The sequence below is a fragment of the Bacillus sp. FSL R5-0712 genome (assembly GCF_038593285.1).
Lineage (GTDB): Bacteria > Bacillota > Bacilli > Bacillales > Bacillaceae > Bacillus > Bacillus safensis.
In genome coordinates this window covers 2,105,848-2,128,269 of sequence record NZ_CP151981.1, presented here as the reverse complement: position 1 = coordinate 2,128,269, position 22,422 = coordinate 2,105,848, and the positions used below count along the sequence as shown (strand labels likewise).

The following is a 22,422-nucleotide window of genomic DNA, read 5'->3' as shown; positions in this document are numbered from 1 at the left end:
CGGCTTTTTGTTAAAATGAATGTAACAACGGAGAAAGCAGGAGGACTGTCTAATGGAACACACAACTCAAACGAAAATATTAGTCGTAGATGATGAGGCAAGAATTCGCCGCCTTTTAAAAATGTATTTAGAACGTGAAAATTATGAAATCGATGAAGCGGAAAATGGAGATGAGGCGATTCAAAAAGGGCTTCAAACCGATTACGACCTCATTTTGCTCGATTTAATGATGCCTGGTACAGATGGAATCGAAGTGTGTAATCAAATTCGAGACAAAAAAGCGACTCCAATCATTATGCTGACGGCAAAAGGAGAAGAAGCCAACCGCGTTCAAGGATTTGAGGCAGGAACGGATGACTACATCGTCAAACCTTTCAGCCCGCGTGAAGTGGTTTTACGTGTAAAGGCATTGCTCAGAAGATCGTCTCAAACGTCTTATTTGAATACTGGGACAACAACAAAGGATGTTCTTGTGTTTTCTCATCTTTCTATTGACCATGATGCACATAGAGTGACGGCTGATGGCAAAGAAGTCAGCCTCACGCCGAAGGAATATGAGCTTTTATATTTCCTTGCAAAAACACCAGATAAGGTCTATGACAGAGAAAAGCTGCTAAAAGAAGTATGGCAATATGAATTCTTTGGAGACTTACGAACAGTTGATACTCATGTCAAACGACTTCGTGAAAAACTGAATAAAGTGTCACCAGAAGCAGCGAAAAAAATCGTAACTGTATGGGGTGTCGGGTACAAATTTGAGGTCGGCGCTGAATGAAACTGTGGAAAAGTGTTGTAGGAAAGCTATGGTTAACCATTCTTTTCCTCGTCCTGATCGTTTTATCTATTTTAACTGTGCTTCTTTTAGAGTTCATTGAAAATTATCATGTAGAAGAAGCAAAATCTGATTTAACACAAATGGCAAACAAAGTAGCGGTCATTTTAGAAAGCCATGAGGATCAATCGCTTGCAAGGTCAATTACATCAGAGCTCGCTGACAAATTGACGAGTATTGCGATCATCCAAGAAGACGGGCTAGAGTGGTATTCGTCTGAAAAAGACGGGAAGCTTCCTGCGATTACAAAGAAACAAATTGAAGCAGACAGCGATTTAAATCAAGCACTGAAAGATCGTAAAAAAATCAGTAAACGTGCAGAACCTGATGCAGGCAATCAAAAAGATGAACGGATTGTAGTCGGTGTTCCATATGAGGCGAACGGAAAAAAAGGCATGGTCTTTCTTTCTCAGTCACTCCTCGCTGTAGAACAAACAACGAAACATACGACACGCTACATCTTTTTAGCCGCCGGAATTGCGATTGTACTGACCACTATATTCGCTTTCTTCTTGTCAACACGTGTCACCTATCCTCTCAGAAAGATGAGAGAGGGTGCACAAGATTTGGCGAAAGGGAAATTTGATACAAAGATTCCTATTTTAACGCAAGATGAAATTGGAGAACTGGCGATCGCCTTTAATCAAATGGGGAAGCAGCTTAAATTCCATATCACAGCCTTAAATCAAGAAAAAGAACATTTATCTAATATTTTAAGCAGTATGGCTGATGGCGTCATCACCATCAATATTGATGGAACGATCTTGATGACAAATCCTCCAGCAGAACGATTTTTACAGGCATGGTATTATGAGCAAAATATGAAGATCAAAGATGGAGATGAACTGCCGCCAGAAGCGCGCGAGCTATTTCATACAGCTGTCAGCACAGAAAAAGAGCAAATGATCGAAGTTACGCTGCAAGGGCGTACCTGGGTTCTTCTCATGTCTCCGCTGTATAATCAGCAGGATGTCAGGGGAGCAGTTGCAGTCCTTCGTGATATGACGGAGGAACGAAGACTTGATAAGCTGAGAAAAGATTTCATTGCCAATGTCAGTCATGAACTTCGTACACCAATTGCCATGCTGCAAGGGTACAGTGAGGCAATTGTAGATGATATTGCAGGATCAGAAGAGGAAAAGAAAGAGATTGCGCAAATTATCTATGATGAATCACTGCGAATGGGACGTCTTGTGAATGATCTTCTAGATTTAGCGAGAATGGAAGCAGGTCACATTACACTGAATCTTGAATCAACAGATACGGAAGAGCTGACAGAGAAGATTTATCGTAAGTTTCTCGGGATTGCGAAAGAAAAACAAATCGACCTTACGTATGATATTCAAGTGGATGAACCGTACTTTGTATTCGACCCGGATAAGATTGAGCAAGTGTTTACGAATCTCATTGATAATGCCATTCGTCATACACCAGAGGGCGGCGAGGTTCACTTTTCGGTTCAATCGGTGGAGAACGGACTGAAAATGGATGTAAAAGATTCGGGGAGCGGAATTCCGGAAGAGGATCTGCCCTTTATTTTCGAACGCTTCTATAAAGCCGACAAAGCAAGGACAAGAGGACGTTCTGGTACTGGACTTGGCCTTGCGATTGTGAAGAACATTGTCGAGGCACATCAAGGCTCTATACATGCTCATAGCAAAGCGGGTGCAGGTACACACTTCACATTCTATATTCCGAGAAAAAAGCAGGAACTCGTCTAATCTTGACGAAGAATCTTGTTACATGAGAAACACTTCTTTTCGTAAAGAAAATGAAGTGTTTTTTCTATTTTCAAATTTTTAAGGAGAAGTTAAACAAAAAGCCCTTTCCAAACTGTCGAACTTGTAATATATTTGTCATAAAGTTGTAATGTAACGTTTTATAAGAGTCACTCGACAAAAATAAGTGAACGGAGGGGTTTCCTATGCATGAAACCTTTCAAAAAATATATGATTCGTACCATCAAGATTTGTACCAGTTTTTATTTTATATGGTTAAAGATAAAAATCAGGCAGAGGATCTCGTACAGGAGGTTTACATTCGGGTACTTCACTCATATAAAACTTTTGAAGGAAGAAGCAGCGAGAAAACATGGCTGTTTTCAATTGCAAGGCATGTGGCGATTGACTGGTTTCGCAAGCAGCAAACCATTAGACAACGGGTACTCGGCACGTTTGATTGGGATAAGCAGGATGTAAAAGACCCAGACTTGCTCCCAGACGAACTGGCTGTACAGGATGAAAATACTAAAGAAATTTATGCCGCGCTTGATCACTGCACGATTGATCAAAGAGCTGTCATCATTTTAAGGTTTATCCAGGGCTACTCAATCATGGAGACGGCAAAGGCGCTAAAGTTCTCGGAAAGCAAAGTCAAAACAACGCAGCACCGAGGCCTGAAAGTGCTCCGAAAACATATGGAGCTTTTGAAGGAGGAGCTAGTGAATGAAAACGAACAGGTCCGATTGGAGCGAAGAACGAATCAAGGTGTTACTAAGTCAGCTTCCAAAGGTGGAGGACAACCGTTCATCTAAGCAGATATACCAGCAGGTGCTGATGGCAAGCGGGAAGAAAAAGAAAAGTGTCAAATGGATCGGTCCAGCGGTGGCAACCGTTGTGGTTTTATTTATGGCGTTTTTAATTTCTCCTCATTTATTTCAGCCGGCTGCTCAAGAACAGCATCAACAGATGAAAATGGAATCAAGTGCTGACAAAGGACAGGCAAATGCCACATTAGAGCCGGTCAAACAGGCAAATGGTACCACACACGTTGTTTCTCATGAAGACAAGCAAAAGTATATGACGGTTGCATACATAGATGAATCGACATCTCAAGTGGTTCCCATAAGTATTGAAAAAGAGAATGAACATGGCCATTTGCAGGAAATGATGAACACATATGAACAGGTGCAGCTGCCTGAAATGACAAAGCCTCTTCAATCTTATCTTGAGATGGTGGACCTTCGTGAAAATGGGAATACACTTGTTTTTCAGTTAAAAAATGATTTGTCCCTTGATACGATAAAGGAAGCCAATCGATTTAAAGATATGGTAAAAGAAACGCTCAAATGGAGCAGGTATAAACAAGTGGAGGTCAGGTCAGTTAAAGGTTCTCATCTTCAATTAGGGACTAGCAGCTTTGGCACGATATCAATTGATAAACAAACGAAGAAAGCTTATTACGTGTTAGAAAATAAGAGCGGGACTTTTTTGGTGCCCTCAAAAACACATTATTCTACTTATGAAGATGCGGTAGAGGCCATGAAACGCACGAGTGATTCTGGACTTGAACCATTAATTAAAGAAGAACCCATTAAAGAAGTGACATCAAAAGGTAAGCATGTAACCATCACGTTTGGAGCATCAGCGCAATTATCGGACTCAATTGATCATACTCTACTCATTGAAGGTCTGCTGCTCACAGCGAAAGATTTTGGTTTTACAGATGTCACCATTCAATATGCAGGAACAGATCAAGTAGGACCATATGAATTAAATGAACCAATAGAGGTGCCGGCTCTGCCGAATCCAGTTGTCATCAAAGAACGTTAAAGGACGCAAGCATTTCATTGCGTTCTTTTTTGATGTATAGAAAATGGCCTTCTTGCTGTATACTAAGCTGTCATGAAAAGAACCTCAAAGAAGGGGAGTCACTGATGAAAAGGTATTGCTTCATAGGTGCCAGCTGTTTTTTGCTCTTGATCTTAGCACCATTTGCCCATGCACAGAAGACAACCGAATGGGTGGAACCAGTGAAAGGAGAAGTCACTGACTTGTTTGGGACAAGGGGCGGCTCGCATAAGGGATTAGATATAGCTGCGCCAGAAGGAGAATCCATTTTTGCTGCAAGTGAAGGTGTGGTCACGCGTTCGTATGTATCGGCTACATATGGAGAAGTTGTATTTATTCAGCATCCAAACGGATACGAAACTGTCTATGCTCATTTACACGAGCGTTTTGTGAAAAAGGGTGACCATGTACAAGCAGGACAGCCGATTGGTATAATTGGCAACACAGGGGCCTCCAGAGGCACACATTTGCATTTTGAAGTACATCGTGGCAATTGGTCAGTCAGCAAAGAGGATGCAATAGATCCGCTCAAAATGATTGCTGTGGAACGTTTCCAAGAGCCGGCTCTTCATGTAAATGGACATGAAAAAAATACATATGTCATTAAACAAGGGGATACCCTTTGGTCGATAGCAAAGGCGCATGAAATGACTGTGGAACAGTTGAAAAAGATCAATGAGCTGACCACTCACCTCATTCGAACAGGGGACCGTTTAATGGTTTCAACAAAATAAACCTCATGCAAAGCATGAGGTTTATCACTGTTTTTTATAGATCAATCAGGCGGACAGAAAGAATATCCTGCACTTCAGTTAATTTTTTCACAATTTCGTCCTCTAGATGCTTGTCGAAAGAAAGCATCATAATGGCTTCGCCGCCTTTTTCTTTACGTCCCACCTGCATTGTTGCGATGTTGACATCGTGGTCGCCTAAAATCTGTCCAACCTTTCCAATCACACCAGGTGCATCTGTATGCTGGATGTAGACAAGGTGTCCATCTGGGTAAAAATCAATATTAAAGCCATTAATAGAAACGACGCGTTCCCCTAAATGCGGGATGTAAGTCGCTTTTAGAGTAAAGGTTGAAAGATCACCTTTGACTTCAATAGAAATACTGTTCTCGTAACCAGATTCGCTGGAAGAAATTTTTTCACTAAAGCTAATGCCTCGTTCTTTTGCGACCATTCCAGCATTTACTTCATTCACAGTCGAATCAACACGCTCTTTTAAAAAGCCTGACAGGAGACTCTTTGTGATAAAGGATGTTTCGAGTTTTGAAATAGAGCCTTCATAAGAAATGCCTACTTCTTTTACAGGTTCTCTCATGGATTGAGAGACAAGACGTCCAAGTTTTCCTGCAAATTGATGATAAGGCTGAATCTTTTTGAACTCGTCTTTTGTCATCGCTGGTAGATTAATAGATGACATGACAGGAAGGCCTTTTGCAAATTGAAGGACTTCTTCAGATACTTGCGCCGCTACATTTAATTGTGCTTCTTTTGTAGAGGCACCAAGATGCGGAGTTGCAATGACGTGTGGATGATCCACAAGCGGATTATCAGTTGGAGGTTCTACCTCGAATACATCGAGTGCAGCTCCTGCGACATGGCCGCTTTCAAGTGCCTCAAGAAGGTCAGCTTCGTCAATAATGCCGCCGCGCGCACAGTTTACAAGGCGAACACCTTTTTTCGTTTTTGCAATCGTTTCTTTATTGAGAAGTCCTCTTGTTTCTTTTGTTAATGGCGTATGTACAGTAATAATATCTGATACTTCGAGTACTTCATCAAGTGATTTCGCATTGACGCCAATTTTTTCTGCACGTTCTTTTGTGAGAAATGGGTCAAACACGTTGACTGTCATGCCGAATGCTCTTGCACGCTGGGCGATTTCACTTCCGATTCTGCCTAAACCGACAATCCCAAGAGATTTTCCGTAAAGCTCAGCACCAACATATGCACCTCTGTTCCATTCTTTTGATTTGACAGAAATATTGGCCTGCGGAATATGACGCATAAGTGATGAAATCATAGCGAACGTATGCTCAGCTGTCGAGATCGTATTACCGTTTGGTGCATTGATTACAATGACGCCATGCTTGGTCGCTTCATCAATGTCAATATTGTCTACTCCGACACCGGCACGGCCGACAATTTTTAATGAAGTCATTTTTTCATAAAGCTCTTTCGTTACTTTTGTGGCACTTCTGACAAGTAAGGCATCAAACGTGTGTAATTCATCTTCTGCTTCTGCTACATTTTTTTGGACAATTTCAACAAAATCTGATTCTAAAAGTGGTAGAAGACCATCATTGCTCATCTTATCTGAGACTAATACTCGAAACATCGTTAGATTTCCTCCTAAAATAAACGTCATAAATATCTGATAATTTACCATATTCCTTTTCACTGTGTCAATCAAATTAAAGCAGTAAAGTGAAAAAGGAAACACGAACATTTCTTTGTGTCTTTATAAAGAATGAACACCTTTAAACAAAAGATAACCAATTTTTACGCATTTGTCATTAGAATTTTTGTGTTTTTTACGATTTCTTAAAACTGATGAATTTGCTCAGGATTTTTATCTGTACAAATGCTCATATATCATATATAATAATGTCGAATTGAATAATGATCAATCTTCGGGGCAGGGTGCAATTCCCTACCGGCGGTGATGAGCATAGTCTCTAAGCCCGCGAGCCTTTTTGGCAGGATTCGGTGTGATTCCGAAGCCGACAGTATAGTCTGGATGGGAGAAGATGGAGGTTCATAAACGTTGAAAACATTGATGTTCACACGTTTATTTGTCTAGCCCAATTTCCCCGCTCCTGTTTTCAAGGGCGGTTTTTTTGTGGCTAAAATGGAACAATCCTCTTTTCGAAAGATTTGATCGAAAAGGAGAGAGAATATTGAATCAAAGTAAAGTAAAGCGTTTAGTCGTAATCAGTATGCTTAGCAGTATTTCATTTGTTTTAATGTTATTAAACTTCCCGTTCCCTGGGCTTCCAGGATATTTGAAAATTGATTTCAGCGATATTCCAGCGATTATTGCGATTTTAATTTATGGGCCGGGTGCAGGTATTGCTGTTGAGGCGTTAAAAAATGTACTGCATTACCTCATCCATGGCAGTATGTCTGGTGTTCCTGTTGATCAAGTAGCGAACTTTACAGCAGGTGTATTGTTCATTTTACCAGTGGCCTTCATTTTCAAAAAAATCAAATCGGCAAAGGGAATTGTATGGTCTATGTTCTTGGGCACAGTGCTTATGACTGTGATGATGAGTATTTTAAATTACTTCCTGTTTCTGCCGGCTTACACATGGTTTTTAAATGCACCTCAACTTTCGGATAATATGCTCAAGGCGACGATAACAGCAGGGATATTGCCTTTTAATCTTATTAAAGGCATCATCATTACCATCGTGTTTAGCCTCATTTTTGTGAAAATGCGTCCATGGTTTGAAAATAAACGCCGACTTCAAAATAGTTAATATAAAAAAAGCCCCTGTATAAGGGGCTTTTGGATTGTTGACAAAGAGCTAAAATGATCTTTATTTTAGCTCTTTGTCTTCTTTTCAGCATGATAGAAAACCTTTGCAGTCTAGGAAGGACGAGTACCGGAGCGGAGCGAATTGAATATTCGTGAGCACTGGAGCGCAGACCTGACACCGAATGCGAGGGTTTGTTTACATGCTGAAAGCCCCTGTATAAGGGGCTTTTATACTATTCATGCTTAAGCGGGTCACCATCGAAAGATTCGTCCGCAACTTTGATTGAATCTGTTGGACATCCTTCAAATGCATCAAGCATATCTTCTTCAAGTACTTCTGGAACTTCTACAGTCCCTTGGTTGTCATCAAGCGTAACAAATGCAATGCCTTCATCATCATAATCATAAATGTCTGGAGCAGCTGCACCGCATGCGCCGCAAGCAATACATGTGTCTTTGTCTACAATTGTATATTTTGCCATGTTAAAAAAATACCTCCCAGATTGTTCGATGGAACAAATGGTCTAACCTTTTTAGTTTCACCGATAAAAAACAATTTCCTCAAACCTTATTGTAATGATTTTAATTTCACATTTCAACTGTAAAGTGATTGAGAATGCTTATCACATAAGGGTTTGTTCATAACTTTCCCCCACAAATTGAGTTTAAACATTTCTTCTTCTATGAAATCTGTTAAAATAAAGGGAGAAAATATTCGAATTTTGTCAGGAAGACAGGTGCTTTGGCGAATGACTCTTCATTACTTGGATGTCATGTTAATGGACAGCGTATATAAATTGAACGGCGAACGCTCCATAAGTGCTGTCTACCATCTTTTTAAAGGAAAAAAATCATCACAAACCATACAGGATGCCAGTTTGTTTCAGCTTTCAAAGTATTTCGGCTGTTACCCGGGGTTTACGAGGGATCAGCTGAATCGCTCTACTATAAAGCTTGACGAAAAGCACTACATCAAAAAAACAGGGGAGACATTCATTGTTACAGATGCAGGACAGCAAATGCTAAACCAGCATTTCTCAGAAAAACCGATGCCCGCTTATTTTCATGGTGCCAAATATCATGATAAAGCAAAGGTGTTATGGATGAGGCTCTCGTTACTTGTACAAGTGCTGTCTCACCATCTGGCTGGATCGCATCAATATGTCCCAATACAAAGAGATGTATCTGTACAAAGCTGGACGAAATCCTTCTTAAAACAGCATCACGAGAAGAATATGCTTTCGGAAGAGCTGCATCATGAACTCGAAAAGCTCCTTAGCCGTATAAGTGATCAAGAGGCGCTGATATTTGTTTATTCATTGACCTCAAATGAAAGAATTGGGCGTACGTATCAGCAAATGGCAGAGTGGCTAAAAGAAGATGTGTGGTATGTGTACCTGCTTTTTTGGAATGTCCTCCATTATTTTATTCATGCTGCCCAAAAAGGTGAGGCGCAGCTCATGCAAAAGCTCGTAGGTGACCTTGAATTCAAACGCGTGCTGACAACCTCTACGCACAAAACGCTCGAGCTTGTGCAAAAAGGCTTTGATATTGATCAAATTGCTCACATTCGCTCTTTAAAAAAGGCAACGATCGAAGACCATATTGTCGAGCTTTCCATACATGAACCGAGCTTCTCAATAGAGCCGTATGTGAGCGAAGAACAGCAGCAGGCCATTCATGCAGTAGCTAGAGAGCTTCAAACAAATAAGATGAAGCTGATTAAAGAAAAACTCGAACATCCATTTACTTATTTTCAAATACGATTGGCTCTGACAAGGATGGTGAAAGCAAATGGATAAGCTTCATCAGACGCTCATGCGATATTTTGGTTACGACTCATTTAAAACGGGTCAAGAGGACATTATTCAAAGTGTACTGAATCAAAAGGATACGGTTGCCATGCTGCCTACTGGCGGCGGGAAATCCATCTGCTATCAAATTCCCGGCTATATGACAGATGGATTAGTTCTCATTATTTCGCCGCTGTTATCGCTTATGGAGGATCAAGTCGAACGAATGAAAATGCGCGGAGAAAAACGAGTGGCGGCACTGAACAGCACATTGTCTTTTCAGGAGAGACGGCATATCATTCGGCATTTGCCATCATATAAATTTTTATTCGTCGCCCCTGAGGCATTAATGTCAGAGATGCTGCTAGAACAGCTCAAATCGATGCATATTGGTCTGTTCGTCGTCGATGAAGCCCATTGTATATCCGAATGGGGGCATGATTTCCGTCCGGAATATTCCAAGCTGGGAGAATGGAGAGAAGCGTTAGGTCATCCTGTCGCCTTAGCATTGACGGCAACTGCAACAAAACAAACGCTAAAAGATACCGTACAAACGTTAAGATTGCAGCATCCAGACTTTCATATCCATTCTGTCAACCGGCCAAACATCGCATTGGTCAAAGAAGCGCACGAAACGAAAGAAGCAAAAGAAAAACGGGCCATTGAGCTTGTTGAATATCTGCAAGGCCCCGGTCTGATTTATTGCCCAACCCGGCAAATGACAGAAGATATGGCGCTCATTATGAAACAAAAAACCCATCAGCGTGTAGAGTATTACCATGGCGGGATGGATGCAGGAGACCGTATGCTTATTCAGCAGCAATTTATCAGCGGACAGCTTGATCTTATTTGTTGTACAAGTGCTTTTGGAATGGGAATTGATAAAGCAGATATACGATTTGTTATTCATATGAGCCCGCCGCAGTCAATTGAAGCATTTATGCAGGAAATTGGAAGAGCAGGACGGGACGGGAAAAAGAGTGTCAGCATTCTTTTATATACAGAAGAGGATGCGGATATTCAACAGCATTTAATACAAGCAGAGGGCTTTGATGAGCCAGAAATTGATTTCTTCTTAGCCAGGCTGACACAAATGCAGACAAATGATGAAAAGAAATTACGTGAACAATTGATGGAATCAGGGCTTCAGGAGACACGTGCAAGAATGCTGATCCATTATTACAGGATGTATCAGTCTGACGAGCCGCGTGTGCTGCTGATGAAACTGAAAGAGAAATTGCAGGACAGACAAACAGAAAAACTGAGAAAAGTGTGGCAATTTAAGGAGCGGATCACAGATCATGGCTGCTTTAGACAATCTCTGTTATCATACTTTTACGAACAGCTTGATCAACCAGAGAGCGCATTCTCTGGCAGCTGCTGCTCTTCTTGCGGACTTGACCTGTCTGATTATGAAAAAAAAGATCAACCATTGGAGCTGAATGAAATGAAACACTGGAAGACCGTGCTGGATCGTATGTTTCATCTGACAAAAGAGGCGCAGCATTGATTGAACAACATCGCCGGATCATCGAAAAATTAACCGATCGACAAGTGGTAGAACAGCTGTATTTCACGCAGCTGCTGATGCTGGTCATTTCCTTTTTACTAGGTATATTTATGTTCGATCATTGGACAGATTTCACATCTCTTTGGGAGATCCAAGATGCGCGGATACTGACCTATGGAATTGGCGGCGCTGCGGTTGTGATTATTGTGGATGCGATTGTCATGAAGGTGTTTCCTGCTCATATGTATGATGATGGCGGATTAAATGAAAAAATGTTCAAAAACCGCAGCATCCCGCATATTGTTTGGTTAACACTGCTCATCGCCTTTTCAGAGGAAATTCTATTCCGAGGGATCGTCCAGCAGCAATTTGGACTGGAAATTGCCAGTATTGTGTTTGCGCTCCTTCACTTTCGCTACTTATCAAAAATACTCTTGTTTATCCTTGTGGTTTCTATTAGTATTTTTTTAGGACTTTTATACGAGTGGACGGGGAATTTATTTGTTCCTGTCATGACCCATTTTGTCATTGACTTAGTCTTTGCTTGTCAAATTCGTTTGAAATATAGGGGGAGGGATGAACATGGAAGAAATGTCGAGAATGAAGAGAAAGAAGGAGCAGCTGACAAACATCCATGACGATGTAGAGGAAATTTTTGAAGAAGAAGTAGAGCCTTCAGATGACTCTCACTTTCCTACACGAGAAGATTTCCATGAATATAAAAAGCAGCGCACGAAAAAGGTGCGCAATCCATTGTTTACAACACTGGCTATTATCTTTCCTATTATTGTCGTCACGGTGTTCTTCCTTTTGATCTACTACACATCAAAGGAAATCAACCATAATAATAATCAAGATGTATATAATATTGATTCTACATCAAGTGCTGACACAGACCCAGTCCCGTCAGCACTTGCCGAAACAAAAAATGACTCAAGCGCTGATAAAGCGGATGCGTCTGATGATGAGAAGCAAAAGAAAGAGGAAGAAAAACAGCGATCGAAAGAAAAAGCTGAACAGAAGAAAAAAGAAAAAGCTGCTAAAGAGAAAGAAGAGCGTGAACAAGCAGCGAAAGAAAAAGAACGCGCGAGATCTGAAGCTGCCAAAAAGCGTGAACAGCAGCAACTAGCCTTGCAAAAGCAGCAGGAAGAGAAAAAAAGAAAAGAAGCCGAAGAGAAAAAGAAGCAGGAAGAAAAGCCAGTCCGTGTCGTGCAGCACACTGTTGGTCCAGAGGAAAACCTGTATCGAATTTCAATGAAGTATTACAAAAACCGTTCGGGTGAAGAGAAAATTAGAGCCTATAATCACTTAAAAGGTAACAGCGTATACAGTGGTCAAGTGCTGAATATTCCACTAGAAAACTAATCACCTGACATGAATGAAGAAGCACGCACATACATATGTAGAAAAAAGGGACAGGGTGTATGTGATGACATTACACGCAATCAGCCGATATATGGATCAGCCGACGCAGAAGATGATGGAAACATTGATCAAAAGAAAGTATAAATATGAGGGTTTTGCCAAGCAGTGCAAAAGATGGCAATGGACAGCCCTTCTATCGCTGGCCATTCTTTTGTTTTATTTTGTGATCACGGCAAATGCGGGAGGCGGCTCGCTTCAGCTGGAAGCCATGATTGCCACACTGCTTGGGCATGAAGTATTTCTGTTTTGGATCATGGCCGAGGTCTTTGCTTTTTACGCATCTTATTACTATAAGAAAAAAGAAGAAAAGGCTGAGGATGAATATCATCGGCTTCGATGTGAAATTATACAAAAAAGCACAGATTTATGGCCGCAGTCAAATCAGTGGAAAGAGCGCGAGACGGTTTTTCACTATATGCAGAAGCAGTATGACATTAATCTCTATTATGAAAGTAAATAAATGAGAAAAAAGACGTTTAACAGTTGAAACGTCTTTTTTCTTTCAAGCGTCTTATGAAAGAAAGATACGTAAGGGAGCCATTTGTGATGAAATATGCCATCGGATTTACTGCCGCCATTGCGGCTGTTACAACAGGTGTGTGTGTAACGGCAAAAATGGTGAAAACGGCAAAACAAAACAACATCAAAAAGCATTATTTTACAATAGAAGCACTTCAATCAGACCGGCCTGCTGTCATTTTCTTTATTTCTGATACACACAGACGTCTCATCAGTGACACTTTATTAGCAGAAATCAGACAGGAAGAGCCAGATGTGATTATGATTGGCGGAGATTTAGCAGAAAAAGGTGTGCCCTACGCAAGGATTGAAGAAAATGTGAAACGTTTATCAAGAATTGCGCCGGTTTATTTTGTTTGGGGAAATAATGATCATGAGCTGCACCAGCAAAGGTTTAAAGAAATTCTTCATGCATACGATGTCACGACTTTGCAAAATGAAACGGCTGTATGGAATTTCGAAGGCCAGCGAATCAAAATCGGAGGAATTGATGATATTCGGCTTGAAAAAGCAGATTATGAAGCCATACGGCCTGAGTTTGTGAAAGATGATGTCAATATTCTCTTATCACACAATCCAGATGTGCATCATTTGATGAGTGAAGAAGAGGGAATCGACCTTGTCCTGAGCGGTCATACGCATGGGGGACAGATCCGAATTGGGAAATTTGGTCCGTATGAAAAAGGAAGAACAGGCCAGGTCAAAGGTGCGTTCTTTCTCATTAGTAATGGCTACGGGACCACAAAAATTCCCATGCGTCTCGGAGCAGAACCAGAAACCCATCTGATCTATTTAATGCCTCTAAAAACGCGTTAACTTGCGGCACCCTCAATATTTTCCATAAAAGTCACCGTAAGCATAGCTTCATGCTTGTCTTCCGTCTTGACACAGTGTAAACTGAATACAAAATTAAGAACCTATGACTCATCATCTCATATACTACAGTATGATGTGTGTTTAGAAGAGGCAGGAGGGAACGTTATGCGACTGGAGCGTCTGAATTATAATAAAATCAAAATTTTTCTCACACTAGATGACCTGACAGACCGAGGTCTTACGAAAGAAGACCTTTGGAAAGATTCGTTCAAAGTCCATCAGCTGTTTAAAGACATGATGAACGAGGCGAATCAGGAGCTCGGTTTTGAAGCGAATGGACCGATTGCTGTTGAAGTATTTTCTCTTCAGGCGCAGGGGATGGTCGTCATTGTCACAAAGAGTCAGCAGGAAGATGCTGATGATGAGTTTGATGAAGATTACATTGAGATGCAAGTCAAGCTCGACGAGAGTAAGCATGTGCTCTATCAATTTGCCTCGTTTGAAGATGTGATTCAACTGTCCCATAGTTTAAGTCGTATTGGACTTTTAGGGGGTACAGTTTACCATTATGAAGGTCAATATTATCTCAGCCTGGATGATGTTGGAGAATTATCTGCTGATACAGTCATTTCGATTTTAGCAGAGTTTGGTTCACCTACGACACTCACCATTCACCGGCTAAAAGAATATGGAAAAGTGATCATGCAAGAAGATGCTGTGAAAACGATTCAAATGTATTTTTAATCACTTTTTTCTATTATATTTAATACTGTTGTGATGAAACAACAGTATTTTTTTATATCCTTTTTTATATTTATAAACGCTGATATTTTATTTTGATAAAAAACGCTTTTTACCTTTGCTTTACCAGTACGAAGGTGTATACTATTGCTTGAAAGGGAGCAGTAGATCATGAAAGATTTCTAGGGGGTTTATTTTAATGGCAGCCGATCAAAACGCCGCTCATAACGCAGAAGATAAGCTAGATGTTTTAAAGTCAACTCAAACCGTCATACATAAAGCGCTTGACAAATTAGGGTATCCGCAGGAAGTGTATGAATTGCTGAAGGAGCCAATTCGTCTATTAACGGTCAAAATTCCAGTACGTATGGACGATGGATCGGTGAAAATTTTCACTGGTTACCGTGCACAGCACAATGATGCTGTCGGTCCAACAAAAGGCGGAATCCGTTTCCACCCGAACGTTACGGAAAAAGAAGTAAAAGCGCTTTCAATTTGGATGAGTTTAAAATGTGGAATTGTGGATCTTCCTTATGGCGGAGGAAAAGGCGGTATTATCTGTGATCCAAGAGAAATGTCATTCAGAGAGCTTGAAAAACTAAGCCGCGGCTATGTTCGCGCCATCAGTCAAATTGTTGGACCAACAAAAGATGTTCCAGCACCAGACGTGTTTACGAACTCTCAAATTATGGCATGGATGATGGATGAATATTCTAGAATTGATGAATTTAACTCGCCAGGATTTATTACAGGGAAGCCAATTGTTCTTGGAGGATCACATGGACGTGATACTGCAACAGCAAAAGGTGTGACGATCTGCATCAAAGAAGCGGCGAAGAAAAAAGGAATTGACATTAACGGAGCTCGTGTTGTCGTACAGGGATTCGGAAATGCAGGAAGCTACTTAGCTAAATTCATGTATGATGCTGGAGCAAAAATCGTAGGGATTTCAGATGCATACGGCGGATTATACGATGAAGATGGTCTAGACATTGACTACTTGCTTGACCGACGTGACAGCTTTGGAACCGTCACTAAACTATTTAACGATACAATTACAAACCAAGAGCTGCTTGAGCTGGATTGTGATATCTTAGTACCTGCAGCCATTGAAAACCAAATCACAGAAGATAATGCGGCAAATATTAAAGCCAAAATTGTCGTAGAAGCAGCAAATGGTCCAACGACACTGGAAGGAACCAAAATTCTTTCAGATCGTGGTGTACTACTTGTTCCAGACGTGCTTGCGAGCGCGGGTGGTGTAACTGTTTCTTACTTTGAATGGGTTCAGAATAACCAAGGGTTTTACTGGACTGAAGAAGAAGTTGAAACTCGTTTAGAAGATATGATGGTGAAATCATTTAATAATATTTATGAAATGGCGCAAAACCGCCGAATTGATATGCGTCTTGCTGCATATATGGTCGGTGTACGTAAAATGGCTGAAGCTTCTCGATTCAGAGGCTGGATTTAAGCGGCTGATTTGCATCGCGCCTTAAAATCTCCTATCCTTAAATAGGAGATTTTTTTATGGAATGGAACAAAGAATCAAACAGCCCAGCAATTGTTATTGCAGTGAAATGACAGGAGTGGAACAAATGAAACAAGAAAAAGCGATCATAATAGGAGGCGGCCCATGCGGGTTATCAGCTGCTATCGCATTCAAGCAAATTGGGATTGATGCACTTGTGATTGAAAAGGGGAATGTCGTGAACAGTATTTATCATTACCCAACACATCAAACCTTTTTTAGTACAAGTGAAAAGCTTGAAATCGGTGATGTCGCTTTTATTACTGAGAACCGTAAGCCCGTTCGTATTCAGGCACTTTCTTATTACCGAGAGGTCGTCAGACGAAAAAAACTGCGTGTACATGCTTTTGAAAAAGTAAACGCCGTGACAAAACAAGATGGCCGTTTTACGGTGAATACATCAAAAGACAACTATTCATGTGATTACGTCGTCATTGCGACTGGCTACTATGATCATCCAAACTATATGAACGTCAAAGGAGAAGACCTTCCTCACGTATATCACTATTTTAAAGAAGGACATCCATATTTTGATAAAGATGTGACGGTGATCGGCGGAAAGAACTCCAGTGTGGATGCTGCGCTAGAACTTGTGAAATGCGGAAGCAGAGTCACTGTGCTGTATAGAGGAACTGAATATTCATCCAGCATCAAGCCTTGGATACTACCAGAGTTTGAAGCGCTTGTCCGTAATGGAACCATTCGAATGGAGTTTGGTGCGCAGGTGAAAGAAATCACAGAAGAAGATGTGATCTTTACAAACCAGCAAAATCAAACGGATCGAGTGAAAAGTGACTATGTATTTGCTATGACTGGCTATCACCCAGATCATTCTTTCTTAGAAAAAATGGGTGTCACGATTGATCCAGAATCAGGCCGTCCAGCATTTGATGAACAGACGATGGAAACGAATGTTGAAGGTATTTTCATTGCGGGAGTCATTGCTGCTGGAAATAATGCCAATGAAATTTTCATTGAAAATGGAAGATTTCATGGCGGACTCATTGCAGAAGAAATCAACAAAAGAATCAACGGATAAAAAATGAACTGAATCCTTCAAAGGGGTTCGGTTCTTTTTTTTTATAAATTGGGATTATATAGAAAGATATTTTTAGAAAAATGGGCCCGAGTCATATAAAAAAAGGGTAAATCATGGTACGATAATGAAGGATAATGTAGGGAAAGAGGTCTGGTTATGATCGCAATCATCTCAGCAGGTTTAGCTCCCGGCATCGCACTTTTAAGTTATTTTTATTTGAAAGATCAGTACGACAATGAGCCGGTTCACATGGTCATCAGATCTTTTATGCTAGGTGTCATACTTGTGTTTCCAACCATGTTTATTCAATATGTCCTTCAAGAGGAAAATATCGCAACAAACCCTATCTTGATTTCATTTGTGACGTCGGGCTTTTTAGAGGAATCATTAAAATGGTTTATTTTAATGGTCAGCGTTTATGCACATGCCCAGTTTGACGAACACTATGACGGAATTGTGTATGGAACGAGTGTCTCACTTGGTTTTGCAACACTTGAAAATATCCTTTACTTAGTCGGTCACGGGGTCGAATATGCGTTTACCCGTGCTTTATTACCTGTATCAAGTCACGCATTATTTGGTGTTGTGATGGGTTTTTATATCGGAAAAGCCCGCTTCTCTGATAAAAAAGAGCAGCGCAAATGGCTGATCCTTTCTTTAACGCTCCCTGTGCTGTTTCACGGCCTGTATGATTTCATTCTATTAGGGATGAAAAACTGGGGATATATCATGGTGCCGTTCATGATTTTTTTATGGTGGTTTGGTTTAAGGAAAGCAAAAAAAGCCCGTGCGGTAAAAATGGTGCAAATTTAATTTTGGAAAACGTCCTATTTGTTTATAGGGCGTTTTTTTGTCTTTTCCATCCAATTCTCTCCTGTGTTGAATGTATAAAAATAGGGATCGGAAGAAACATATATTCAAACATCAAAAGTACAGGAGGATCAAATATGGATAAAGCTCGTTTCATGAAACAAATTGTTCTTATCTTCTCAATCGTTCTTCTTGCGTCTTCACTTTTGACAGCCAGTAAAAGTGAAGCCTTCACCGCCCAAGTCATCCAGCGCGGGGCAACAGGAGAAGATGTAGTCGAGCTGCAAGCGCGGCTCCAATACAATGGTTTTTACAATGGCAAAATCGATGGCGTCTATGGCTGGGGAACGTACTGGGCCGTTCGCAACTTTCAAAGCCAATTTGGCATGAAGAAGGTCGATGGACTTGTAGGTGAGAAAACAAAAAGCTTATTAGTTCAAAAGACGAAATACTACAAAGAGTTTGTTCAAAAGCAGCTGCAGGAAGGGAACCAGTTTACCCATTATGGCGGGAAGCCTCTTGATCAGCAAACAAAGGCTCCTGCGCAAAGAAGTTCGCAAAAAAAGACAGCCCAAGGTACAAACGAAAATCAAAAAAGTCAAAGTGGATCATCTGGGAAGTCTGGCAATCAGTCAGGCAGCCAGCAGGGAAATCAAACACCAAAACAAACAGCAGCCAACATGCCTGGTGGTTTTTCTAGTAATGACATTCAGCTCTTGTCGCAAGCTGTGTACAGTGAAGCAAGAGGTGAGCCGTATGAAGGACAGGTGGCCATCGCGGCCGTTATCTTAAACCGTTTGAACAATCCGACCTTTCCAAATACGATCGCAGGAGTCATTTTTGAACCGCTTGCGTTTACTGCTGTAGCAGATGGACAATTTTATATGACGCCAGATGAAACGGCAAAAAAAGCTGTATTTGATGCAATCAATGGCTGGGATCCATCTGAGAGCGCCATCTATTACTTTAATCCTGATACAGCAACAAGTCCATGGATTTGGGGAAGACCACAAATTAAACGAATCGGGAAACATATATTCTGCGAATAAAAAGAGGTGTAAATAAATGATCAGAGGAATATTGATTGCTATTTTAGGAATTGCTGTCATCTCAACAGGTTATTGGGGCTATAAAGAACATCAAGAAAAAGACGCCGTACTGCTTCATGCTGAGAACAACTACCAAAGAGCATTCCATGATTTAACGTATCAGGTGGATCAGCTGCATGACAAACTGGGCGCAACACTTGCGATGAACAGCCAAACGTCCATCTCACCAGCACTTGCAGATGTATGGAGAATGTCATCAGAAGCGCATAACAATGTCAGCCAGCTCCCGCTTACATTGATGCCTTTTAATAAAACGGAAGAATTCCTGGCGAATGTCGGAGATTTTAGCTACAAATCATCAGTCAAATCTTTATCAGATGAACCATTAAATAAAGATACGCACAAAACCATTACAGCTCTATATAATCAAGCGTCAGATATCCAAAACGAACTTAGACAAGTGCAGCACCTCGTACTTAATAAAAACTTAAAATGGATGGATGTTGAAATGGCGCTCGCTGACGGCGATCGAAAGAACGACAACACCATCATTGACGGGCTGAAAACAGTCGAGAGAAATGCAGATGCATTTGCAGATGTCGATCTTGGGCCTACAAATGTGTCCACAGAAAAAGAAACACAAGGCTACAATCATTTAAAAGGCGATAAGATTTCAAAAAAAGAAGCGATCCGCATTGCACAGCAATTCACACCAGACCATAATCAACATTTTAAAGTGAGAAAAAGCGGCAGCAAAACCAATCGCGACGTGTACAGCTTATCGATGTCTGATCCAGACAGCCATGCAAACTTTTATCTAGACTTAACTGAAAAAGGAGGACACCCAGTCTACCTTCTTCAGAATCGTGACGTGAAAAAACAGAAAATCAGTTTGAATGAGGCATCAGAAAAAGCACTCAGCTTCCTAAAGAAGCAAGGGTTTGACACAGAATCGTTCCATTTAGATGAAAGTGCACAATTTGATAATATCGGTGTATTTACCTATGTTCCTCTTCAGAAAAATGTTCTGCTTTATCCAGATAGTATACGCATGAAAGTCGCATTGGACGATGGTGAGGTTGTTGGGTTTTCAGCGAAGGATTACTTAACGAATCATAAAACACGCGACATTAAAGCACCTAAAATCTCGCAAAAAGAAGCGAAGAAAACATTAAATCAGCATGTAAAGATCGAAGATACTCATTTAGCGATTGTGCAAAATGATATGTCAGAGGAAGTTCTGTGCTATGAGTTCCTCGGAACGATAAAAAACGATACGTATCGCATGTTCATTAATGCAGATACTGGAAAAGAAGAGCGAGTAGATAAACTAAAAAACGCAGAACCTATATATAAAGACCTATAAAAAAGGAAACGAGGAAAAGGCTAATAAGTCTTTTCCTTTTGTTTTAGACATGGTTTAATATAGGAGAGGATACGATTTCACAGATGAAAAGAGTGATGAGGAATGTTACAAATAGGGGATGCAATCACAATCGAATATGTCAATGAGAACAAAGAAGTGAAAACAGCAAAATCGAAGGTTTTGGAAAATAATAACGATGATATTTGCATTAATTATCCAGCTGATAAAGAAACGGGACGCACCATCTACTTAAACCAGCAAACAGAAATCACCGTCTTCTTTTTTGACGAAAACCAAATTCCATACAAATGTACAAGCGAAGTCATCGGAAAAAGAAAAGAAGATATTCCGATGATTGTCATTTCCATTCCGCCAAAAGAAGAAATGATTCGCCTTCAGCGTAGAGAATATCTGAGAGTGGATACGATGGTCAAAGCTACTATCATGCAAACGGACGAAGAGGCCTTTGAGACGTTTATTGTAAATATGAGTGCTGGCGGCGTAGCAATCTCTGTTCCTGAGGGCGTGTCATTGAAAGAATATGGAGAAGTGGTCACAGAGTTTGAACTTCCCCTAAAAGAGCCCGTGAAAATAAAAGCGGTTGCAGAGATGAATCGAGTATATGAAGATGAACAGTCTGGCAAAAAAAGAGCGATCATGGAGTTTTCAGAGATCACAAATGACCACCAGCAGCACATCATGAAATACTGCTTCCAGCAGCAGCTTTTAACACGTGTGAAAAAAGCATAAGAATAAAGGGTGTAAAAAGCTTCCATACTAGAGAGGAAAGAATCTAGCGTGGAGGCTTTTTGTATGAAGACAATGGAAAGATGGTTATTGAAAGTGGTGCTCATTCAGCTTGTTTTATTGCTCACCGTTCAGATCACACTTCATTTGACGAAAGGAGAACTTTTTTTGTCAAAAGTCGTGCAGTATGAGGGTGTGAACAACATGAGCATTGAAGAATGGATTGAAACGTTTAAGCAGAAGGATTGATAGAAAATTCCCCCGTTTGAGCGGTGATCGTGTTACAATTCATAAGGGAGATTCAATCAAGGAGAGGTATTATGAAAAAGAAATTATCTATTGCAATTGACGGTCCTGCAGCAGCAGGCAAAAGCACTGTGGCAAAAATTGTCGCAGCCAAAAAATCATATATTTATATTGATACAGGTGCTATGTACCGCGCGATTACACTTGCGGCACTCAATCAAGGTGTAGACCTTGAAGACGAACAGGCACTTGATTCATTACTGAAAAAAACGGTCATTGAACTAGTCACAACAGACGAGGGTCAAAAAGTCCATCTAAACAATACGGATGTCACAGAGGATATTCGCACAGACCGCGTAAGCAACCAAGTATCGGTTGTTGCAAAGCACAGAGCTGTTCGGGAAGAAATGGTCCGCAGGCAGCAAGAGCTTGGCAAACGAGGCGGCGTCGTTATGGACGGAAGAGACATAGGCACTCACGTACTTCCAGATGCTGAAGTGAAAATTTTCTTGCTTGCATCAGTAGAAGAAAGAGCAAAACGCCGCTTTGAAGAGAATCAGAAAAAAGGCTACGATGTCAATTACGATCAGCTGATCGAAGAGATTGCAAGACGCGATAAGCTTGATTCTGAGCGCGAATTTTCACCTTTGAAGAAAGCAGATGACGCCATTGAAATTGACACCACTTCCCTTTCTATTCAAGAGGTGGCAGGGAAAATTTTAGATGCAGCAGACCGCGTGGAGAAACAGTAAGAAATTTTAGAAAACTTTTATAAGTTAGAGGTTTATCTCTTGACAAACAAGGCCTTTTATTAGAAGTTTATACTAATACTATTTTTATTGATCATTCAAGCAATTATATTGATTTGAATGTTTCTATAATACATATTCGGCTGGCAATCATCATGCTTAAGACACATATTCGCCTAGTCGTTTTAACTAAG

The 22,422-nt window shown here is 40.7% G+C and carries 23 protein-coding genes and 1 riboswitch; of the genes, 21 read left to right on the top strand and 2 right to left on the bottom strand.

Translation table 11 applies throughout. From position 1 onward, the window contains the following. The first annotated feature begins 52 nt into the window (after nucleotides 1-52). The 5 genes from NSU11_RS10640 (at nucleotide 53) to NSU11_RS10620 (ending at nucleotide 5,135) form a co-directional block, all read left to right on the top strand. Nucleotides 53-775, top strand: coding sequence for a response regulator transcription factor (locus NSU11_RS10640; RefSeq protein WP_003215596.1), 723 nt, complete (start codon nucleotides 53-55; stop codon nucleotides 773-775). Continuing rightward, nucleotides 772-2,553, top strand: a complete 1,782-nt coding sequence (locus NSU11_RS10635; protein WP_025093043.1) for an ATP-binding protein — start codon at nucleotides 772-774, stop codon at nucleotides 2,551-2,553. The genes NSU11_RS10640 and NSU11_RS10635 overlap by 4 nt, the downstream gene beginning before the upstream one ends. A gap of 203 nt (nucleotides 2,554-2,756) precedes the next feature. Then, a complete protein-coding gene (sigX, locus tag NSU11_RS10630; protein WP_024422837.1) occupies nucleotides 2,757-3,365 on the top strand; it encodes an RNA polymerase sigma factor SigX in 609 nt (202 codons plus the stop codon). Further along, nucleotides 3,277-4,383, top strand: coding sequence for a hypothetical protein (locus tag NSU11_RS10625; RefSeq protein ID WP_029706041.1), 1,107 nt, complete (start codon nucleotides 3,277-3,279; stop codon nucleotides 4,381-4,383). Before sigX ends, NSU11_RS10625 begins: the two co-directional genes overlap by 89 nt. Nucleotides 4,384-4,487: 104 nt before the next feature. Beyond that, nucleotides 4,488-5,135: a M23 family metallopeptidase gene (locus NSU11_RS10620; RefSeq protein ID WP_024422835.1), complete on the top strand. Its 648-nt coding sequence runs from the start codon at nucleotides 4,488-4,490 to the stop codon at nucleotides 5,133-5,135. 34 nt (nucleotides 5,136-5,169) lie between these two features. Here the strand turns inward: NSU11_RS10620 and serA are convergent, their stop codons facing one another. Beyond that, entirely contained in the window at nucleotides 5,170-6,744 is a 1,575-nt protein-coding gene (gene serA / locus NSU11_RS10615; RefSeq protein WP_024422834.1) for a phosphoglycerate dehydrogenase, read from the bottom strand. A gap of 287 nt (nucleotides 6,745-7,031) precedes the next feature. Continuing rightward, a riboswitch (FMN riboswitch) is annotated at nucleotides 7,032-7,162 on the top strand. A gap of 144 nt (nucleotides 7,163-7,306) precedes the next feature. Between serA and NSU11_RS10610 the strand changes: the two genes are divergently transcribed. Further along, nucleotides 7,307-7,888: an ECF transporter S component gene (locus tag NSU11_RS10610; protein ID WP_024428075.1), complete on the top strand. Its 582-nt coding sequence runs from the start codon at nucleotides 7,307-7,309 to the stop codon at nucleotides 7,886-7,888. A 232-nt stretch (nucleotides 7,889-8,120) separates the two neighbouring features. Here the strand turns inward: NSU11_RS10610 and NSU11_RS10605 are convergent, their stop codons facing one another. Continuing rightward, nucleotides 8,121-8,369: a ferredoxin gene (locus NSU11_RS10605; protein WP_008361239.1), complete on the bottom strand. Its 249-nt coding sequence runs from the start codon at nucleotides 8,367-8,369 to the stop codon at nucleotides 8,121-8,123. A 267-nt stretch (nucleotides 8,370-8,636) separates the two neighbouring features. Between NSU11_RS10605 and NSU11_RS10600 the strand changes: the two genes are divergently transcribed. The 15 genes from NSU11_RS10600 (at nucleotide 8,637) to cmk (ending at nucleotide 22,231) form a co-directional block, all read left to right on the top strand. Further along, the gene (locus NSU11_RS10600) at nucleotides 8,637-9,689 is read left to right on the top strand and encodes a helix-turn-helix domain-containing protein (RefSeq protein ID WP_041117847.1); all 1,053 of its coding nucleotides are present in this window, start codon (nucleotides 8,637-8,639) and stop codon (nucleotides 9,687-9,689) included. Beyond that, nucleotides 9,682-11,190 (top strand): ATP-dependent DNA helicase RecQ, encoded by a 1,509-nt coding sequence (locus tag NSU11_RS10595; RefSeq protein WP_197172692.1) that lies wholly within the window; start codon nucleotides 9,682-9,684, stop codon nucleotides 11,188-11,190. The genes NSU11_RS10600 and NSU11_RS10595 overlap by 8 nt, the downstream gene beginning before the upstream one ends. After that, nucleotides 11,187-11,828: a CPBP family intramembrane glutamic endopeptidase gene (locus NSU11_RS10590; protein WP_024422830.1), complete on the top strand. Its 642-nt coding sequence runs from the start codon at nucleotides 11,187-11,189 to the stop codon at nucleotides 11,826-11,828. The genes NSU11_RS10595 and NSU11_RS10590 overlap by 4 nt, the downstream gene beginning before the upstream one ends. Further along, the gene (locus NSU11_RS10585; protein WP_197172693.1) at nucleotides 11,773-12,555 is read left to right on the top strand and encodes a LysM peptidoglycan-binding domain-containing protein; all 783 of its coding nucleotides are present in this window, start codon (nucleotides 11,773-11,775) and stop codon (nucleotides 12,553-12,555) included. Before NSU11_RS10590 ends, NSU11_RS10585 begins: the two co-directional genes overlap by 56 nt. A gap of 64 nt (nucleotides 12,556-12,619) precedes the next feature. Further along, the gene (locus tag NSU11_RS10580; RefSeq protein WP_342493575.1) at nucleotides 12,620-13,075 is read left to right on the top strand and encodes a DUF2663 family protein; all 456 of its coding nucleotides are present in this window, start codon (nucleotides 12,620-12,622) and stop codon (nucleotides 13,073-13,075) included. 86 nt (nucleotides 13,076-13,161) lie between these two features. Next, nucleotides 13,162-13,950 (top strand): metallophosphoesterase, encoded by a 789-nt coding sequence (locus NSU11_RS10575; protein WP_025093049.1) that lies wholly within the window; start codon nucleotides 13,162-13,164, stop codon nucleotides 13,948-13,950. Nucleotides 13,951-14,115: 165 nt separating this feature from the next. Next, nucleotides 14,116-14,694, top strand: coding sequence for a genetic competence negative regulator (locus NSU11_RS10570; RefSeq protein WP_024428080.1), 579 nt, complete (start codon nucleotides 14,116-14,118; stop codon nucleotides 14,692-14,694). A 196-nt stretch (nucleotides 14,695-14,890) separates the two neighbouring features. Beyond that, on the top strand, nucleotides 14,891-16,165 hold the full coding sequence (locus tag NSU11_RS10565; RefSeq protein WP_007500982.1) for a Glu/Leu/Phe/Val dehydrogenase: 1,275 nt from the start codon (nucleotides 14,891-14,893) through the stop codon (nucleotides 16,163-16,165). 124 nt (nucleotides 16,166-16,289) lie between these two features. Beyond that, complete coding sequence (locus tag NSU11_RS10560; RefSeq protein ID WP_024422825.1) at nucleotides 16,290-17,261, top strand: YpdA family putative bacillithiol disulfide reductase; 972 nt, start codon at nucleotides 16,290-16,292, stop codon at nucleotides 17,259-17,261. 156 nt (nucleotides 17,262-17,417) lie between these two features. Continuing rightward, nucleotides 17,418-18,074: a glutamic-type intramembrane protease PrsW gene (gene prsW, locus NSU11_RS10555; RefSeq protein WP_024422824.1), complete on the top strand. Its 657-nt coding sequence runs from the start codon at nucleotides 17,418-17,420 to the stop codon at nucleotides 18,072-18,074. 134 nt (nucleotides 18,075-18,208) lie between these two features. Further along, nucleotides 18,209-19,120, top strand: a complete 912-nt coding sequence (gene sleB, locus NSU11_RS10550; RefSeq protein WP_024422823.1) for a spore cortex-lytic enzyme — start codon at nucleotides 18,209-18,211, stop codon at nucleotides 19,118-19,120. A 16-nt stretch (nucleotides 19,121-19,136) separates the two neighbouring features. Next, nucleotides 19,137-20,486 (top strand): germination protein YpeB, encoded by a 1,350-nt coding sequence (ypeB, locus tag NSU11_RS10545; RefSeq protein WP_024422822.1) that lies wholly within the window; start codon nucleotides 19,137-19,139, stop codon nucleotides 20,484-20,486. A 102-nt stretch (nucleotides 20,487-20,588) separates the two neighbouring features. Beyond that, nucleotides 20,589-21,236, top strand: coding sequence for a flagellar brake domain-containing protein (locus NSU11_RS10540; protein WP_041117839.1), 648 nt, complete (start codon nucleotides 20,589-20,591; stop codon nucleotides 21,234-21,236). A gap of 63 nt (nucleotides 21,237-21,299) precedes the next feature. Next, entirely contained in the window at nucleotides 21,300-21,482 is a 183-nt protein-coding gene (locus tag NSU11_RS10535) for a DUF5359 family protein (RefSeq protein ID WP_024422820.1), read from the top strand. 71 nt (nucleotides 21,483-21,553) lie between these two features. After that, nucleotides 21,554-22,231, top strand: a complete 678-nt coding sequence (gene cmk / locus NSU11_RS10530) for a (d)CMP kinase (protein WP_149126508.1) — start codon at nucleotides 21,554-21,556, stop codon at nucleotides 22,229-22,231. The last annotated feature ends 191 nt before the right edge of the window (nucleotides 22,232-22,422 follow it).

Excerpts from the sequence above, each read along its gene's own strand:
- NSU11_RS10565 (WP_007500982.1), top strand. The coding sequence starts at position 14,891 with ATGGCAGCCGATCAAAACGCCGCTCATAACGCAGAAGATAAGCTAGAT.
- cmk (WP_149126508.1), top strand. The coding sequence starts at position 21,554 with ATGAAAAAGAAATTATCTATTGCAATTGACGGTCCTGCAGCAGCAGGC.
- prsW (WP_024422824.1), top strand. The coding sequence starts at position 17,418 with ATGATCGCAATCATCTCAGCAGGTTTAGCTCCCGGCATCGCACTTTTA.
- NSU11_RS10640 (WP_003215596.1), top strand. The coding sequence starts at position 53 with ATGGAACACACAACTCAAACGAAAATATTAGTCGTAGATGATGAGGCA.
- NSU11_RS10620 (WP_024422835.1), top strand. The coding sequence starts at position 4,488 with ATGAAAAGGTATTGCTTCATAGGTGCCAGCTGTTTTTTGCTCTTGATC.
- NSU11_RS10585 (WP_197172693.1), top strand. The coding sequence starts at position 11,773 with ATGGAAGAAATGTCGAGAATGAAGAGAAAGAAGGAGCAGCTGACAAAC.
- NSU11_RS10560 (WP_024422825.1), top strand. The coding sequence starts at position 16,290 with ATGAAACAAGAAAAAGCGATCATAATAGGAGGCGGCCCATGCGGGTTA.
- NSU11_RS10535 (WP_024422820.1), top strand. The coding sequence starts at position 21,300 with ATGAAGACAATGGAAAGATGGTTATTGAAAGTGGTGCTCATTCAGCTT.
- NSU11_RS10540 (WP_041117839.1), top strand. The coding sequence starts at position 20,589 with ATGTTACAAATAGGGGATGCAATCACAATCGAATATGTCAATGAGAAC.
- NSU11_RS10595 (WP_197172692.1), top strand. The coding sequence starts at position 9,682 with ATGGATAAGCTTCATCAGACGCTCATGCGATATTTTGGTTACGACTCA.
- sleB (WP_024422823.1), top strand. The coding sequence starts at position 18,209 with ATGGATAAAGCTCGTTTCATGAAACAAATTGTTCTTATCTTCTCAATC.
- NSU11_RS10580 (WP_342493575.1), top strand. The coding sequence starts at position 12,620 with ATGACATTACACGCAATCAGCCGATATATGGATCAGCCGACGCAGAAG.
- NSU11_RS10600 (WP_041117847.1), top strand. The coding sequence starts at position 8,637 with ATGACTCTTCATTACTTGGATGTCATGTTAATGGACAGCGTATATAAA.
- NSU11_RS10575 (WP_025093049.1), top strand. The coding sequence starts at position 13,162 with ATGAAATATGCCATCGGATTTACTGCCGCCATTGCGGCTGTTACAACA.
- NSU11_RS10635 (WP_025093043.1), top strand. The coding sequence starts at position 772 with ATGAAACTGTGGAAAAGTGTTGTAGGAAAGCTATGGTTAACCATTCTT.
- sigX (WP_024422837.1), top strand. The coding sequence starts at position 2,757 with ATGCATGAAACCTTTCAAAAAATATATGATTCGTACCATCAAGATTTG.
- NSU11_RS10625 (WP_029706041.1), top strand. The coding sequence starts at position 3,277 with ATGAAAACGAACAGGTCCGATTGGAGCGAAGAACGAATCAAGGTGTTA.
- NSU11_RS10570 (WP_024428080.1), top strand. The coding sequence starts at position 14,116 with ATGCGACTGGAGCGTCTGAATTATAATAAAATCAAAATTTTTCTCACA.
- serA (WP_024422834.1), bottom strand. The coding sequence starts at position 6,744 with ATGTTTCGAGTATTAGTCTCAGATAAGATGAGCAATGATGGTCTTCTA.
- ypeB (WP_024422822.1), top strand. The coding sequence starts at position 19,137 with ATGATCAGAGGAATATTGATTGCTATTTTAGGAATTGCTGTCATCTCA.
- NSU11_RS10605 (WP_008361239.1), bottom strand. The coding sequence starts at position 8,369 with ATGGCAAAATATACAATTGTAGACAAAGACACATGTATTGCTTGCGGC.